15 protein-coding genes are annotated in these 14,802 nt (G+C 70.2%); 13 read left to right on the forward strand and 2 right to left on the reverse strand.

Translation table 11 applies throughout. From position 1 onward, the window contains the following. Positions 1 to 9 precede the first annotated feature (9 nt). The 5 genes from GT347_RS05370 to GT347_RS05390 are packed head-to-tail and all read left to right on the forward strand — an operon-like array spanning position 10 to position 4,389. Positions 10 to 879 (forward strand): branched-chain amino acid ABC transporter permease, encoded by an 870-nt coding sequence (locus GT347_RS05370; protein ID WP_160550982.1) that lies wholly within the window; start codon positions 10 to 12, stop codon positions 877 to 879. A gap of 1 nt (position 880) precedes the next feature. Further along, positions 881 to 1,858, forward strand: coding sequence for a branched-chain amino acid ABC transporter permease (locus GT347_RS05375; RefSeq protein WP_160550983.1), 978 nt, complete (start codon positions 881 to 883; stop codon positions 1,856 to 1,858). After that, positions 1,855 to 2,634, forward strand: coding sequence for an ABC transporter ATP-binding protein (locus GT347_RS05380; RefSeq protein WP_160550984.1), 780 nt, complete (start codon positions 1,855 to 1,857; stop codon positions 2,632 to 2,634). The genes GT347_RS05375 and GT347_RS05380 overlap by 4 nt, the downstream gene beginning before the upstream one ends. After that, positions 2,621 to 3,328 carry an ABC transporter ATP-binding protein gene (locus GT347_RS05385; RefSeq protein ID WP_160550985.1) on the forward strand — a complete coding sequence of 236 codons (708 nt, stop codon included), beginning with the start codon at positions 2,621 to 2,623 and terminating at the stop codon, positions 3,326 to 3,328. Before GT347_RS05380 ends, GT347_RS05385 begins: the two co-directional genes overlap by 14 nt. Positions 3,329 to 3,330: 2 nt before the next feature. Next, complete coding sequence (locus GT347_RS05390; protein WP_160550986.1) at positions 3,331 to 4,389, forward strand: amidohydrolase family protein; 1,059 nt, start codon at positions 3,331 to 3,333, stop codon at positions 4,387 to 4,389. Here GT347_RS05390 and GT347_RS05395 read toward each other — a convergent pair. Further along, on the reverse strand, positions 4,350 to 5,105 hold the full coding sequence (locus GT347_RS05395; RefSeq protein WP_160550987.1) for an IclR family transcriptional regulator: 756 nt from the start codon (positions 5,103 to 5,105) through the stop codon (positions 4,350 to 4,352). The genes GT347_RS05390 and GT347_RS05395 overlap by 40 nt on opposite strands. A 138-nt stretch (positions 5,106 to 5,243) precedes the next feature. On the opposite strand from GT347_RS05395, the gene GT347_RS05400 reads away from it, so the two are divergent. The 7 genes from GT347_RS05400 to GT347_RS05430 are packed head-to-tail and all read left to right on the forward strand — an operon-like array spanning position 5,244 to position 13,185. Next, positions 5,244 to 6,476: a CaiB/BaiF CoA transferase family protein gene (locus GT347_RS05400; protein WP_160550988.1), complete on the forward strand. Its 1,233-nt coding sequence runs from the start codon at positions 5,244 to 5,246 to the stop codon at positions 6,474 to 6,476. Then, a complete protein-coding gene (locus GT347_RS05405) occupies positions 6,473 to 7,339 on the forward strand; it encodes an HpcH/HpaI aldolase/citrate lyase family protein (protein ID WP_160550989.1) in 867 nt (288 codons plus the stop codon). Before GT347_RS05400 ends, GT347_RS05405 begins: the two co-directional genes overlap by 4 nt. A 1-nt stretch (position 7,340) precedes the next feature. Further along, the gene (locus GT347_RS05410; RefSeq protein WP_160550990.1) at positions 7,341 to 8,609 is read left to right on the forward strand and encodes an acetyl-CoA hydrolase/transferase family protein; all 1,269 of its coding nucleotides are present in this window, start codon (positions 7,341 to 7,343) and stop codon (positions 8,607 to 8,609) included. Then, positions 8,606 to 9,379, forward strand: coding sequence for an enoyl-CoA hydratase/isomerase family protein (locus GT347_RS05415; protein ID WP_160550991.1), 774 nt, complete (start codon positions 8,606 to 8,608; stop codon positions 9,377 to 9,379). Before GT347_RS05410 ends, GT347_RS05415 begins: the two co-directional genes overlap by 4 nt. Before the next feature lie 40 nt (positions 9,380 to 9,419). Beyond that, positions 9,420 to 10,592 carry an acyl-CoA dehydrogenase family protein gene (locus GT347_RS05420; protein ID WP_160550992.1) on the forward strand — a complete coding sequence of 391 codons (1,173 nt, stop codon included), beginning with the start codon at positions 9,420 to 9,422 and terminating at the stop codon, positions 10,590 to 10,592. Between the two features lie 23 nt (positions 10,593 to 10,615). Then, positions 10,616 to 11,626 (forward strand): Bug family tripartite tricarboxylate transporter substrate binding protein, encoded by a 1,011-nt coding sequence (locus GT347_RS05425; RefSeq protein WP_160550993.1) that lies wholly within the window; start codon positions 10,616 to 10,618, stop codon positions 11,624 to 11,626. 29 nt (positions 11,627 to 11,655) lie between these two features. Then, positions 11,656 to 13,185, forward strand: a complete 1,530-nt coding sequence (locus GT347_RS05430) for a class I adenylate-forming enzyme family protein (protein ID WP_160550994.1) — start codon at positions 11,656 to 11,658, stop codon at positions 13,183 to 13,185. Between the two features lie 12 nt (positions 13,186 to 13,197). On the opposite strand, the gene GT347_RS05435 is transcribed toward GT347_RS05430, so the two are convergent. Continuing rightward, positions 13,198 to 14,010, reverse strand: a complete 813-nt coding sequence (locus GT347_RS05435; protein WP_160550995.1) for a GntR family transcriptional regulator — start codon at positions 14,008 to 14,010, stop codon at positions 13,198 to 13,200. A gap of 258 nt (positions 14,011 to 14,268) precedes the next feature. On the opposite strand from GT347_RS05435, the gene GT347_RS05440 reads away from it, so the two are divergent. After that, entirely contained in the window at positions 14,269 to 14,784 is a 516-nt protein-coding gene (locus tag GT347_RS05440) for a cupin domain-containing protein (RefSeq protein ID WP_160550996.1), read from the forward strand. Positions 14,785 to 14,802 lie beyond the last annotated feature (18 nt).

Below are 14,802 nucleotides of genomic sequence, written 5' to 3' on the forward strand. Positions count from 1 at the left end.
GCGCGCGACATGGACTGGCACCTGCTGCTGGGCCAGGCGACCGTCAACGGACTGGTCGTCGGCCTGCTCTACCTGCTGATGGCCGTGGGTTTCACCCTGGTCTTCGGCGTGATGCGCATGGTGAACTTCGCCCACGGCGAGTTCTACATGCTGGGCGCCTTCTGCGCCTACTACCTGACGGTGAAGGCCGGCCTGCCCTTCCTGGTCGCGGTGGCGGCCAGCTTCGTGCTGGTGGGCCTGGGCGGCTGCCTGATCGAGGCGGTGATCCTGAAGCCCTTCCGCCACGACGAACTCAACGGGATGATCGTCACCATCGGCCTGGCGCTGATCGTGCAGAACCTGGCGCTGATCGCCTTCGGGCCGGATCCGGTGTCGTTGCCCTCGATCACCTCCGGCTCCTCCAGCGTGCTGGGGGTGAACGTGCCCAACTCGCGGCTCTACGTGGTGGGCTGCGCGGTGGCGGTGCTGGCCCTGCTCTACGGCTTTCTCAAGCATTCGCGCGCCGGGCGTGGCCTGCGCGCGGTGGTGGAAGACCCGCAGACGGCTTCCATCCAGGGCGTGCGGGCGCGGCTCTACTACCCGCTGGGCTTCGGCATCGGCGTGGGCCTGGCGGCAGTGGGCGGGGCGCTGATGGCGCCGCTGTTCTCGGTCTCGCCCTTCATGGGGCAGGCGCCGCTGCTGAAGGCCTTCATGGTGGTGATCCTGGGCGGTCTGGGCAGCATCCCCGGAGCGGCCATCGCCGGCCTGCTGCTGGGGCTGCTGGAGAGCTATTCCTCGCTGTTCCTCAGCAGCAGCACCGGCGACATGCTGATCTTCGTGCTGGTGGTGCTGGGCATGCTGGCCTTTCCGCGCGGCGTGATCGGCCGGGGGGAGGCCTGAGATGAACACCTCCACCCTGAAGGCCGCAGCCATGCCCGCCACGCCCCGTACCCTGCCGCTGAAGATCGTGCTCGGCCTGGCGCTGGCGGCCCTGGCGCTCTGGCCCTGGAGCGCCGGGCAGTTCGTGCTGCACCTGGCGGCGCTGGCCTGCATCAACATCGTGATCGTCAACGGGCTGTCCATCATCGAGCGCTCGGGGCAGCTGTCCTTCGGGCATTCGGCGCCGGTGGCCATGGGGGCCTACGGGGCGGTGCTGCTGTCAGCGCAACTGGGGCTGGGCAGCCTCTCCTCGCTGGCGCTGGCGCTCGTGGCCTGCGCCGTCGTCTCGGGCGCGATCGGCTGGGTGATCCTGCGGCTGCGCGGGGTGTACTTCGTGCTGGTCACCTTCGCCTTCGCCGAGCTGGTGCGCCTGGTGCTGCTGGATGCGGCGCCGGTCACCGGCGGGGCCAACGGCATCGCCAATATCGCGCCGCTGGAGATCGCCGGCTTCGCCTTCGATACCCGCGAGCGTTTCTACGGCCTGGCGCTGGCCACGGCGGCGGCCTCGGTGGCGCTGATGGTGTGGCTGTTCCGCCGCCCACTCGGCCAGGCCATCGTGGCGGTGGCGGCCAACCCGGCGCTGGCCGAATCCACCGGCCTGAACGTGAGCCGGCTGCAGCTGGTGGCCTATGTGCTGGGCTGCACCCTGGCGGCGCTGGGCGGGGCATTGACGGCGCGCTACATCGGCTTCATCTCACCGGAGTCCTTCAACACCGGCACTTCGGTGGCCTTCATCACCATGCTGGTGATCGGCGGGCGACGTTCGCTCTTCGGGCCGATGCTGGGCGCGCTGGTGCTCACGCCGCTGCCCGAGCTGTTCCGCGGCGCGGTGCAGACGCAGCAGATCTTCTACGGCGCGGCGCTGATCCTGATCCTGCGTTTCCTGCCCGGCGGCATCGCCGGCCTGCTGCGGCTGACCGGCCGGGGAGGTGCACGATGAGCGCCCTGCTCCAGGTCCAACAGTTGACCAAGCTCTTCGGCGGGCTGGCCGCCGTGCGCGATCTCTCCTTCGAAGTGGAAAAAGGCAGCATCGTCGGCCTGATAGGCCCCAACGGCGCCGGCAAGACCACCGCCTTCAGCACCATCGGCGGCGCGCTCTCGGCCAGCCGCGGACGGGTGGTGTTCGACGGGGTGGACATCACCGGCAAACGCCCCAGCGCCATCGCCGGGCTGGGGCTGGGGCGCACCTTCCAGTCCACCATGTCCTTCGCCGGCGAGACGGTGGCGCGCAACATCGAATGCGCCCTGCTCTCGCGCATCCAGGGCTCGGCACCGCAGCGGCTGATGGGGCGCCGCCGCGCGCTGCTGCCGCACGGCGAGATCGGCCGCGAGGTGGACCGCATCGTCGAGATAGTGAAGCTGCAGGAGTGGCGCGATGTGCCCGCCGGCTCGCTGGCCTACGGGCTGCAGAAGAAGCTGGGCATCGCGATCGCGCTGGCGGCCAGCCCCTCGATGCTGCTGATGGACGAGCCGGCTGCCGGCCTCAACCACGAGGAATGCAGGGAGCTGACCCGCCTGCTGCGCCAGCTGCGCGAGGAGCTGGGCCTGACGCTGCTGCTGGTGGAGCACCACATGGCCATCGTGATGGAGGTCTGCCAGCACATCGTGGTGATGGTGCAGGGCGAGAAGATCGCCGAAGGCAGCCCGGAAGCGATACGCGCCGATCCGGCGGTCGTCGAAGCCTACCTGGGAGCGCCCGACTATGCACATGCTTGAAGTGGAGGGCGTGAGTGTCCATTACGGGCTGCTCCAGGCCGTGTCCTCGGTGGCCTTCTCGGTCGCGAAGGGCGAAGTGGTGGCGCTGATCGGCTCCAACGGCGCGGGCAAGAGCAGCACCCTGAAGGCGGTGGCCGGTATCGTGGCCAGCCGCGGTTCGATCCGGCTGGAAGGCGAGCCGGTGGAGCGCCTGGGGCCGGAGCAGCGGGTGCAGCGCGGCATCGCGCTATCGCCCGAAGGCCGGCGCCTCTTCGGCCGCATGACGGTGCTGGAGAACCTGCAGGTCGGCGCGCACACCATCAAGTCGGCGGCCGAGCGCTCGGAAACGCTGAAATGGATCTACGGCCTGTTCCCGCGGGTGCACGAACGCCGGGCGCAGCTGGCCGGATCGCTCTCCGGCGGCGAGCAGCAGATGGTGGCCATAGGCCGCGCGCTGATGGCCCGGCCGCGCCTGCTGATGCTGGACGAGCCCTCGCTCGGCATCGCGCCCAAGGTGGTGGCCGAGATCGCCGATGCGATCCGCAAGCTCAACGCTGGCGGCATGAGCATCGTGCTGGTGGAGCAGAACGCGCGGCTGGCGCTGCGCCTGGCGCACCAGGCCTATGCGCTGGAGCGCGGCGAGGTGGTGAAGTCCGGCAAGGGCGCGGAGCTGCTCGACGATCCTTTTGTCCGCAAGGCCTATCTGGGGGTATGAAGATGGCGGTCACACACGATGCCGGCTTGCTGCAGGTGGAGCAGCGCAGGCCCGATCCCGAATGGCTGGCGCGCGGCCTGGAGGCGGCGCTGGAGCCGGAGCTGCCGGTGCTGGATGCGCACCACCATTTCTCGGAACACTGGGGCGGCTACCTGCCGCAGGACCTGCTGGCCGACGGCCAGGGCCACGACATCCGCGCCACCGTCTATGTGCAGTGCGGCTGGCACTACCGCAGCGACGGTCCCGAGGCGCTGCGGCCGGTGGGCGAGACCGAGGCGGTGGTCGCCTGCTCGCGCCAGGCCAATGCCGGCCAGGACCGTACCCGGGTGGCCGCGGCCATCGTGGGATATGCCGACCTGCGCCTGGGCGAAGCCGCCGATGCGGTGCTGGCCGCCCAGGTGGCGGCGGGCGATGGGCGCTTTCGCGGCATCCGCAACAGCGGCGCCTTCGATCCGGAGTTCCGCCACGGCGTGCTGGCCCGGCCGATGGAGCACCTGTATGCGGACGCCGCCTTCCGCGCGGGATATGCCTGCCTGGCGCGGCACGGCCTGTCCTTCGACGCCTGGGTCTACCACCCGCAGCTGCGCGATGTGCTGGAGCTGGCGCAGGCCTTTCCGGACACACCGCTCATCCTCGACCATGTGGGCGGCCTGCTGGGCGTGGCCCGCTACCGCGACGATCCACGGATGGCGCAGGCCGAATGGCTGCCCTGGATACGCCGGCTGGCCGAATGCCCGAACGTGTCGGTCAAGCTCGGCGGGCTGGGCACGGCCGTCTTCGGCTTCGACTTCAGCGAGCGCGCACGGCCGCCCTCCTCGCAAGAACTGGCCGAGGCCTGGCGGCCGGCCATCGAGCCGGTGATCGAGTCCTTCGGCGCCGGCCGCTGTTTCTTCGAAAGCAACTTCCCGGTGGACCGCAGCGTCGCGCCTTACGGCGTGGTGTGGAACGCCCTCAAGCGCCTGGCAGCCGGCGCCAGCGCCGACGACAAACGCCTGCTGTTCCACGACACGGCGTCGCGCGTCTACCGGATCGGCTCTTTGGCGGAGGCCCCGGCCAAGTAAGCGCCGGCCAGCCTGGTCATGATGGCGGCCACCTCCTCGATGCGGCCCTGCAGCCGGTAGGTCGGCCCGCCCACCAGCACCGCCAGCTGCCGGTGCGGCAGGCCCAGGGGGATGGCCACGCCGCCCAGCTCCTGGGTGTATTCGGCCTGCCCCAGGAACCAGCCGCGCTGGCTGGAGCGGGCGATCTCCTGCTCCACCGCTTCGGCCGACATCAGCGTGGTGTCGGTATAGCGCCGGAACTCGGCCTTGCGCAGGATGGTGGCCCGCTCCTGCGGCTGCATCTGCGACAGCAGCGCGCGGCCGGTGGCGGTGACATGCATGGGGATCTGCTTGCCGCTGCGTGCGGTGTAGCGGATCGCATGGGGCGACTCCACCGCGTCGATGAACAGCGCGAACGCGCCGCTGGCCGCGGCCAGCGCGGCCGTCTCGCCGGTCTGTTCGACCAGGGCCTGCAGCAGTTCGTGCAGCCAGGCGGGGATGGGCTGGGCCTGCTCGATGCGGCCGATCAGCACCGCCCATTGCGGCGTGGGGTAGTAACCCTCGCGCGCCCGGGGCTCGTAGAGGAAACCCCGGGCCGCCAGCGTGCCCAGCAGGTTGAAGGCGCTCGACCTCGGCCAGTCGAAATGCCGGGCGATCTCGGCCAGCGTGGCCGGCCTGCGGTACTCGGCGAAGAACTCGATCAGGTCCAGGACGTTGGCGGCTTGTTTGACGTTCACGAGGCGTTTGGATCAGGCGGTGTGTCGGAGGGCGAAATGGATTGTCGCGCCCCCGGCGGTGATAACACCTAGGCCGCGCCGTTGTTTATTCATTCCTGTGTACGTATGATTTGTTCATGCACAGGAATGATATTTGACATGGGCCCGCTTGCTTCGATCAAGGTCATCGACATGACCTCCGTCCTGATGGGCCCCTTCGCCTCCCAGGCGCTGGGCGACATGGGCGCCGACGTGGTGAAGATCGAATCCCCGCAGGGCGACCTGGTGCGGCAGATCGGCCCGATGCGCCACGAGGGCATGGGGCCGGTCTTCCTCAACGCCAACCGCAACAAGCGCAGCGTCGTGCTGGACCTGAAGCAGCCCGCCGGCCTGGCCGCGCTGCACCGCCTGATCGCCGATGCCGACGTGCTGATGTACAACCTGCGCCCCCAGGCCATGGCCCGCCTGGGGCTGGCCTACGAGCAGGTGGCGGCGCTGAACCCCCGCATCGTCTACGCCGGCCTGTTCGGCTTCGGCCAGGACGGCCCCTATGCCGCCCGGCCGGCCTACGACGACCTGATCCAGGGCGCCTGCGGCCTGCCCTTCCTGGTGGCCCAGGCCTCGGGCGGCATTCCGCGTTATGTGCCGACCGCCATGGCAGACCGCGTCGTCGGGCTGACCGCCGTCGGCGCCATCCTGGCGGCGGTGCTGGCCTGCCAGCGCACGGGGCGCGGCGACCGGGTGGATATCCCGATGTTCGAGACCATGGTCGGCTTCGTGCTCGGCGACCACCTCGGCGGCCTGAGCTTCGAGCCGCCGCTGGACGGCGGCGGCTACGCCCGCCAGCTCTCGCCGGAACGCCGGCCCTACCGCACGCAGGACGGCTACATCTGCGCCCTGGTCTACAACGACAAGCAGTGGAGCGGCTTCCTGCGCGAGATCGGCCAGGAGGCGCTGATGCGCGAGGACCCGCGCTTCGCCTCCTACGCCGGCCGCTCGCGCAACATCGACTACGTCTACGGCGAACTGGCCCGCATCTTCGAGGGCAGGACCACCGCCGAATGGACCGCCCTGCTGCAGCGCGCCGACGTGCCCTTCATGCCCATGCACGACCTGCAGAGCGTGCTGCAGGACCCGCACCTGCAGGCCACAGGCTTCTTCTCGACGGTGGAGCATCCCAGCGAAGGGACTCTGCGCGGCATGCGTGCCCCGGCGCAGTGGCGCAACCATGTGCCCGGCCCCGCCCGCCCTGCGCCGCGCCAGGGCGAACACACGGTGGAGGTGCTGCGCCAGGCCGGCTTCGGCCCGCAAGAAATCGAGGCCCTGCTGGCCGATGGCATCGCCGTCGCGGCGGACGAGCCCGCCAGCGCCGAAGGAGGCCGCGCCCCATGATCCGCTCCCTTTTCTTCGCTCCGGCCAACCGGCCCGAGCTGGTCGCCAAGTTCGTGCGTTTCCAGGCCGATTGCAGTGTCGTCGACCTGGAAGACGGCACCCCGCCCGCCGAGAAGGCATCGGCCCGGGACCGGCTGCAGGAGACGGTGCGGCAGGCCCGCGCCGCCGGCCTGCACAAGACGCTGGCGGTGCGTGTCAACGTGCCCGATTCGCCGCACTACCTGGCCGACCTGGAGGCCGCCTTCGCCTGCGACATCGACTGCGTGGTGATCCCCAAGCTGGAGCAGGTGGAGCAGGCCTTCCCGGCCGCGCACTGGATACGCCAGCTCGACGCCGCCCAGCCGCGCGCCAGGCCGCGTTTCATCGTCGGCGGCATCGAATCGGTGCGCGGCGTGCTGAACGCCGTGAAGCTGTGCGACGAGACACCCGCGCTCGGCGCGGTGTATTTCGGCGCGGAGGACTTCGCCGCCGACATCGGCGGCCGGCGCAGCCGCGGCGGCGCGGAAGTGGCCACCGCCCGCTCCTGGGTGGTGATGGCCGCCCGCGCGGCCGATCGCATCGCCCTCGACCAGGCCGTGCTCGACATCCGCGACGACACGCTCTACCTGCAGGACGCCGCGGCCGGCCGCGACCTGGGCTACCAGGGCAAGATCTGCGTGGCGCCGGCCCAGGTGGCGCTGGCCCACCAGGCCTTCTCGCCCACCGATGCCGAACGCGACTACGCCCGCCGCCTGGTGGACGCCTACGGCGCGGCCACCGCACGCGGCATAGGCACCATCGATTTCGAAGGCCGCATGGTGGATGGCCCGCTGCTCAAACGCTCGCTGGCGGTGCTGGCGGCTCCCGCGGCCGGGGAACACTGAGATGGCCCGCACCTTGGATCTCGGCGCACTCGACCTGGGCGAATGGGTACGCCCGGGCGACGGCATCGTCTTCGGCCAGGGCACCGGCGAGCCGCTCAGCCTGACCGAACGCCTGGTGGAACAGCGACAGCACTACAGCGGCGCCACCGTCTTCTTCGGCACCTGCTTCTCGCACACCTTCCAGGCCGGACACACCGACCACCTGCGGTTTCGCGGCATCAGCGGCATAGGCACCATGCGCAGGCTGGTGACGGCGGGCGCGCTCGATCCGATCCCCGCCCATGTCTCGGCCGTGGCCGGCCTGATCGCATCCGGCGCCGTGGCCTGCGACGTGGTGATGCTGCTGGTGAGCCCCGCCAACGAGCATGGCGAACACAGCTTCGGCCTGGTCAACGACTACCTGCGCAGCGCCATCGCCCGGGCGCGGGTGGTGATCGCCGAGGTCAGCAGCCAGGTGCCCTGGACACCCTGCGACCGGCCGCTGAAGGCCGACGAGATCACCGTCGCCGTGTTCACCGACCGCGCGCCGCTGGAACTGCCGGCCGCGCCCTTCGGCGAGCTGGAGCGCAGCATCGCCCGCCACATCGCGGAGCTGATCCCCGACCGCGCCACGCTGCAGATGGGCATAGGCGGCGTGCCGGAGGCCATCGTCGCCCTGCTGTCGGACCGCCGCGGGCTGGGCGTGCATTCCGGCATGGTCGGCGACTCGCTGGTCGAGCTGATGGAAAGCGGCGCGGTCACCAATGCCCACAAGGGGCTGGACGAAGGCGTGACCATCACCGGCGTGCTCTTCGGCACACCCCGGCTGTACCGCTTCGCCCACCGCAATACCGCCATCCGCCTGTGCCCCACCCGCCATACCCACCACGCAGCCACGCTGGCCCGGGTGCGCAGGCTGGTGGCGGTGAACTCGGCGCTGGAGATCGACCTCACCGGCCAGGTCAACGCCGAGGCGATCGGCGCCGACTACATCGGCGCGGTCGGCGGCCAGGTGGATTTCGTGCGCGGCGCGGCGCTGTCCGAAGGCGGCGTCTCCATCATGGCGCTGACGGCCACCGGCAAGCGCGGCGACAGCAAACTCGTCGCCCGGCTCTCCGGCCCGGTGACCACCGCACGCAGCGACGTGGATGTGGTCGCCACCGAATTCGGCGTGGCCCATCTGCGCGGCCTGGGCCTGCGCCAGCGGGTGCGCGCCCTGGCCGCCATCGCCGCGCCGCAACACCGCGAGCGCCTGCTGGCCGAGGCGCGGCAAGTCTGGGGAGAGCCATGAACCTGAGCGACGAGATCCGCTACGAGCTGCTCGAGGGCCGCATCGCCCTGGTCACCATCGACCGGCCGGCCCAGCGCAACGCCATCAACCGCGGCGTGGTGGCCGGCCTGCGCGAGGCCTGGCGCCGCATCGGGGACGACGATTCGGTGCGGGTGGCCATCCTCACCGGCAGCGGCGACAAGGCCTTCTGCGCCGGCATGGACCTGAAGGAGGCCGCCGCCCTGCAGCTCAAGGTGCCGCCGCGCGACATGCTGCCGGTGCTGGGCGAGGTGGACTTCATCGACAAGCCGGTGATCGCCGCGGTCAACGGCGGCGCCTATGCCGGCGGCTGGCTGTTCGCGCAGATGTGCGACCTGTGCATCGCCGCCGAGCATGCCCTCTTCGGTATCACCGAGGCCCGGGTCGGCCGCGGCATGCCCTGGGCCGCGCCGCTCATCCACATGCTGCCGCAGCGCATCGTGATGGAGCTGCTGCTGACCGGCAAGCCGATGACGGCCCAGCGCCTGCAGGGCCTGGGCTATGTCAACGAGGTGGTGCCGGCCGCGCAGCTGCAGGAACGCGCGCTGCAGATGGCGCGCGACATCGCCGACAACGCGCCGCTGACGGTGAAGGCGGCGCGCGAGCTGGTCTACCTCTCCACCGAGATGGGCCGCTCGGCCGCGCTGCGGGCAGCGCGGCATGTCTTCGAGGGGGTCTACCTCAGCGAGGACGCGCAGGAAGGCCCGCGCGCCTTCGCCGAGAAACGCCCGCCCCGCTGGACCGGCCGCTGAGCGGCACCCAGCCTTTCCCCGCAACCGAACGACCGCAGACATGAACTTCGAACTGAGCCCCGAACAGGAGTCGATCCGCGCAGCGGTGAAGGACCTGTGCGCCCGTTTCCCCGAGTCCTACTGGCGCGAGCGCGACACCGACGGCGTCTTCCCCCACGCCTTCTACCGCGCCATGGGCGAGGCCGGCTGGCTGGGCATCGCCATCCCCGAGGCCTATGGCGGCGCCGGGCTCGGCGTGCAGGAAGCCGCGCTGATGATGCAGACCGTGGCCGAATCCGGCGCCTGCCTCAGCGGCTGCTCGGCGGTGCACATCAATGTCTTCGGCCTGATGCCGGTGGCCGTCTTCGGCACCGAGGAGCAGAAGCAGCGCATGCTGCCGCCGATGGCGCGCGGCGAAGTGAAGTCCTGCTTCGCCGTCACCGAGCCCGACGCCGGCCTCAACACCACCCGCCTGAAGACCCGCGCGGTGCGCCAGGGCGACAAGTACGTGGTGCATGGCCAGAAGGTCTGGATCTCCACCGCGCAGGTGGCCGACAAGATGCTGCTGCTGGCCCGCACCACGCCCGAGGACGAACTGCCGCCGGACCGCAAGTCGCACGGCCTGTCGCTCTTCTATACCGACCTCGACCGCAGCCGGGTCGACGTGCGCCTGATCGAGAAGATGGGCCGCAAATGCGTGGACAGCAACGAGCTCTTCATCGACGGCCTGGAGATTCCCGTGCAGGACCGCATCGGCGAGGAAGGCAAGGGCTTCAAGTACATCCTGCACGGCATGAACCCCGAGCGCATCCTGCTGGCGGCCGAGGCCGTCGGCGTGGGCCGCATCGCGCTGGAGAAGGCCGCCGCCTATGCCCGGGAGCGGGTGGTGTTCGACCGCCCGATCGGCAGGAACCAGTCGATCCAGCATCCGCTGGCGCGCAACTGGGTGGAACTGCAAGCGGCCGAGCTGCTGACCCGGCAGGCCGCCTGGCTCTACGACAACGGCCGGGACTGCGGGGCCGAGGCCAATGCGGCCAAGTACTTCGCCGCGGAGGCCGGCTTCAAGGCCTGCGAACGCGCCATCCTGACGCACGGCGGCATGGGCTACTCGAAGGAGTTCCATGTCGAGCGCTACCTGCGCGAAATCATGATCACCCGCATCGCGCCGGTGAGCGCCGAGCTGATCCTGAGCCATATCGCCGAACGGGTCCTGGGCCAGCCCAAGTCCTACTGACCACCACAAGACAGGAGACATCCATGAGCCGCTACCCAGATCCCGGACGGGGCCGCCGCGCCGCCGTGCGCACCTTGGCCCGCATCGGCGCGCTGTGCTGCCTTGCCGGCGCCGCCGCGGGCGCTTCCGCGCAGGCCTGGCCGACCCGGCCGATACGGCTGATCGTGCCGGCCGCCCCCGGCGGCAGCGCCGATCCGCTGGCCCGCCTGGCGGCCGAGGAGCTGGGGCGCACGCTGCAGCAATCGGTCATCGTCGAGAACCGGCCCGGCGCCAACGGCAACCTGGGCTCGGCCTTCGTGGTGAAGTCGCCGGCCGATGGCTACACGCTGCTGTTCGGCTGGTCGGGCACCGTCGTCACCGCCGCCACCCTGTACCAGTCCAAGCCCTACAACCCGCAGCGCGACCTGGATGCCATCGTCACCATCGGCTCGGTGCCCAACGTGATCCTGGTGCACCCCTCGATTCCCGCCAGCACCATCCCGGAGCTGACGGCCTACGCCCGGCAGAACCCCGGCCAGCTCAACTTCGGCTCTACCGGCAGCGGCAGCTCCTACCACCTCTCGGGCGAGCTCTACAACAAGACGCAGGGCGTCTCGATGGTGCATGTGCCCTACACCTCGCCCGGCGCGGTACTGACCGACCTGATGGCCGGCCGGCTGCAACTGGCGTTTCCCGGGGTGGTGGCGGCCGCACCCTTCGTGCACGATGGCAAGCTGCGCGCCCTGGCCGTCATGTCGGACAAACGCTCCAGCGTGCTGCCCGAGGTGCCGACCACGGCCGAGGCGGGTTTCCCGGCCCTGACATCGGACACCTGGTTCGGCCTGTTCGCACCGAAGAACACGCCGCCGGAGGTCCGCGCCAGGATCAACGAAGCCATCAACAACGCGCTGAAGGACCCGGGTTTTCGCGGCCGGCTGACCACCCTGGGCTACACCCCGCTGGGCGGCACGCAGGAACAGTTCGCGCAGACCCTGGGAGAAGACATCAGGAAGTGGGGCGAAGTCGTGCGTTTCTCCGGCGCCAAGATCGACTGAGACCCACGGGCATCGAACGGAGACCGTGCATGAACATCGCCGAATGGCTGGCCCGGACGGCCGCCGCCGCGCCCGACGCGCCCGCCCTGCTGGTCGGCACCGAGCCGGCCGGCAGCTACCGGGACTTCGCCGCCCGGGCCGCCGCCGTCGCCGCCTGGCTGGTGCGGGAAAAGGCCTTCAGACCCGGCGACCGCGCTGCCTTCTTCATGGGCAACCGCGTCGAGTACCTGTGGCTGATGTATGGCGTGTGGTTCGCCGGCGGCGTGGTGGTGCCGGTCAATGCCAAGCTGCACTGGAAGGAAGTGGGCACCATCGTCGAGGACAGCCAGGCGGCCGTGCTGTTCGTGGAGGACGCCTCGCCGGCCCCCCTGCCCGCCGCTTGCGGCACCCACATCGTGCAGCTGGATGAGCTGGCCGCGCTCGCCGATGCCGTCGGCGAGCGGCCAGCGGCGCCAGTACCACGCCTCGACAGCGACCTCGCCTGGCTCTTCTACACCTCCGGCACCACCGGCAGACCCAAGGGCGTGATGCTGTCCCACGGCAACCTGGTGGCGATGTCGCTGAGCTACCTGGCGGACGTGGACGAGGTGAGCGCGGCCGATGCCACGCTCTACGCTGCGCCGATCTCGCATGGCGCGGGCCTCTACAACTTCGTGCATGTGCTGCGCGGCGCGCGCCATGTGCTGCCGCCCTCCGGCGGTTTCGATGCCGACGAGGTGCTGGCGCTGGCGCGCGGCTGCGGCCGCCTGTCCCTGTTCGCCGCGCCCACCATGGTGCGGCGGCTGACCGACGCGGCGCGGCGCAAGGGCGATGCGGCCGAGGGCCTGCGCACCCTGGTCTACGGCGGCGGCCCGATGTACCTGGCGGACATCGAAGAGGCGCTGGAAGTCTTCGGCCCGCGTTTCGTGCAGATCTACGGACAGGGCGAATCGCCGATGTGCATCACCGCCCTGTCCCGCGACTGCATCGGCGGGCAGGGCCATCCCCGCTGGCGCGAGCGGCTGGGCAGCGTCGGCCGGGCGCAGAGCTGCGTGGAGGTGGCGGTGGTGGATACCGCCGGCCAGCCCCTGGCCGCCGGCGCCATCGGCGAGATCGTGGTGCGCGGCGCCACTGTCATGGCCGGCTACTGGCGCAACCCCGCCGGCACCGCGGCCGCCCTGCGCGAGGGCTGGCTGTGGACCGGCGACCTGGGCACGCTCGACAGCGAGGGCTTTCTCACGTTGATCGACCGGTCCAAGGACGTGATCATCTCCGGCGGCTCCAACATCTACCCGCGCGAGGTGGAGGAATGCCTGCTGCTGCACCCCGGCGTGCACGAGGCCTGCGCCATCGGCGAGCCCGACCGGGAATGGGGCGAGAACGTGGTGGCCTTCGTCGTGGCGCGGCCCGGCCATGCCCTCGACGATGGCCTGCTGGAGGCGCATTGCCTCGCCCATATGGCCCGCTTCAAGCGGCCCAAGCGCTACCGCTTCGTCGCCGAACTGCCGAAGAATCACAACGGCAAGATCGTCAAGGCCGAGCTGCGGGCCGGCATGGCCGCAGCCCCTTCTGCGGCCTGAGCCGCCGCCGCCTCAAGCCCGTTGCAGCTTCATGGTGAAGCGGAACTTCTCGGCCGGATAGAGGTTGACCGACACCTCCGCCACCTGCCCCCGGCTGGTGCGGTAGACGCGCCGCACCTCGACCACGCTGGCGCCGGCTTCGAGCTGCAGGCCGGCATGCACATGGGCCGGCACCGGGCACACCCGCAGCGTCTGCTCCACCTCGACCAGGCGCTCGCCGAACATGTCCTCGATCAGCTGCCAGATCGGTCCACGCTGGCGGTTCATCAGGCGTTCGACACCGGCGTATTCGCGGGCCACGAAGACCTCGGTCCAGCAGATCGGCTGATCGCCCTGCGCCGGGTCCTGGTCCTGGTGGTAGCGAAAGCCCTGCAGCTGCAGCCAGGGTCCCGGGGCGGGCAACTCCAGGGCGGGATCGCGGCCGTCGATCAGCTCGCTGCGCTCCACCACATAGCGGCTTTCGGTGGCATAGGCGATCAGCTCGTCGATCGAGGCCACCCGGTGCACATTGAAGTGGGTGGCCGGCGGTGGCGGCATCACCGTGGTGCCGGAGCCCTGGCGCGAGGACACCAGGCCGTCCACCCGCAGCTGCCGCAGGGCCTCGCGCACCGTGTGGCGGCTGACGGCGAATTTGCCGGCCAGCTCGTCCTCGGTCGGCAGCTGGGTGCCCACCCGGTAGACGCCACGCAGGATGTCGGCCCGCAGCGACTGCACCAGCTGGCGCCAGAGCGGCTCGCCCACGCTTCGCGTGAGCTGGGCCGGGGCGCGGGCGCGCGGGGTTTTCCTGGCGGGTGCCGGTGGGGTGGAGGGGGCGGGTCTGGGCATGGGCGGATTCTGCATGAGGCGCCGCACAGGTCCGCGGCCGACGTGTCGGGCGGAATCCGGCCTTTCATTTGTACGTATGACTGCGTCGATTGCCGCCAGAAACCGTCACAAGCCGGTGCAACGAAATTCCATCCCTTGACCTTCCCGTCGTTCGGTCGGGGTTATCCCGGAAGTGGCATCCAGCTTGTCTGGCTAACATTCCTCTTGTCCGTACAACCCAGATGGCCGCCAGCAAGGGCCGATGCCGAGGACCCCGCCATGAACCATCCCGCCGATCTCCCCTCGCTTGCCACCCGGCATTGCTTTTCCATGCGAAACCTGCCGCTGCTCGACGGCGGCGCCACCATGGAGCTGCTGGGCCTTTCGCCCATGCTGTGGGCGCATTCCAAGGTCTATTCGACCGGCGGCGAGAACGCGCTGCACTGCCACGACACCGAGGACCATGTCTTCCTCATCCTGCAGGGCGAGGCGAGTTTCCATTTCGGCGACGGCAGCTCGGCCGAGGTGAAGGCCTTCGAGGGTGTGATGGTTCCGCACGGCACGCTCTACCGCTTCCATGCCCATGAGGCGGCCGGCAACCTGGTGATGTTCCGGGTGGGCGCCGCGCTGGTGAAGGACTCCTCCGACCTGCATCCCAAATTCAACATCCCCAAGGAGGCCCTGCAGAACCGCAGCGACAGCAGCGGCCGCGCGGCGCCAGGCGATGCCAAGGCCAACGGCGTGGCCGCGCAGCCCACCGTGTTCCGCCCGGGCGCCTTCTTCGCACCCGACTAAAAAGAGGAGACAGCCGCC

Origin of the sequence: Xylophilus rhododendri, from assembly GCF_009906855.1 — a bacterium.
Lineage (GTDB): Bacteria > Pseudomonadota > Gammaproteobacteria > Burkholderiales > Burkholderiaceae_C > Xylophilus > Xylophilus rhododendri.

What these genes read in the sequence shown, in the direction of transcription:
- GT347_RS05370 (WP_160550982.1), top strand. Translation starts at nt 10, where the DNA reads ATGGACTGGCACCTGCTGCTGGGCCAGGCGACCGTCAACGGACTGGTC.
- GT347_RS05405 (WP_160550989.1), top strand. Translation starts at nt 6,473, where the DNA reads ATGATCCGCTCCCTTTTCTTCGCTCCGGCCAACCGGCCCGAGCTGGTC.
- GT347_RS05410 (WP_160550990.1), top strand. Translation starts at nt 7,341, where the DNA reads ATGGCCCGCACCTTGGATCTCGGCGCACTCGACCTGGGCGAATGGGTA.
- GT347_RS05385 (WP_160550985.1), top strand. Translation starts at nt 2,621, where the DNA reads ATGCACATGCTTGAAGTGGAGGGCGTGAGTGTCCATTACGGGCTGCTC.
- GT347_RS05400 (WP_160550988.1), top strand. Translation starts at nt 5,244, where the DNA reads ATGGGCCCGCTTGCTTCGATCAAGGTCATCGACATGACCTCCGTCCTG.
- GT347_RS05435 (WP_160550995.1), bottom strand. Translation starts at nt 14,010, where the DNA reads ATGCCCAGACCCGCCCCCTCCACCCCACCGGCACCCGCCAGGAAAACC.
- GT347_RS05425 (WP_160550993.1), top strand. Translation starts at nt 10,616, where the DNA reads ATGAGCCGCTACCCAGATCCCGGACGGGGCCGCCGCGCCGCCGTGCGC.
- GT347_RS05430 (WP_160550994.1), top strand. Translation starts at nt 11,656, where the DNA reads ATGAACATCGCCGAATGGCTGGCCCGGACGGCCGCCGCCGCGCCCGAC.
- GT347_RS05440 (WP_160550996.1), top strand. Translation starts at nt 14,269, where the DNA reads ATGAACCATCCCGCCGATCTCCCCTCGCTTGCCACCCGGCATTGCTTT.
- GT347_RS05380 (WP_160550984.1), top strand. Translation starts at nt 1,855, where the DNA reads ATGAGCGCCCTGCTCCAGGTCCAACAGTTGACCAAGCTCTTCGGCGGG.
- GT347_RS05390 (WP_160550986.1), top strand. Translation starts at nt 3,331, where the DNA reads ATGGCGGTCACACACGATGCCGGCTTGCTGCAGGTGGAGCAGCGCAGG.
- GT347_RS05415 (WP_160550991.1), top strand. Translation starts at nt 8,606, where the DNA reads ATGAACCTGAGCGACGAGATCCGCTACGAGCTGCTCGAGGGCCGCATC.
- GT347_RS05420 (WP_160550992.1), top strand. Translation starts at nt 9,420, where the DNA reads ATGAACTTCGAACTGAGCCCCGAACAGGAGTCGATCCGCGCAGCGGTG.
- GT347_RS05375 (WP_160550983.1), top strand. Translation starts at nt 881, where the DNA reads ATGAACACCTCCACCCTGAAGGCCGCAGCCATGCCCGCCACGCCCCGT.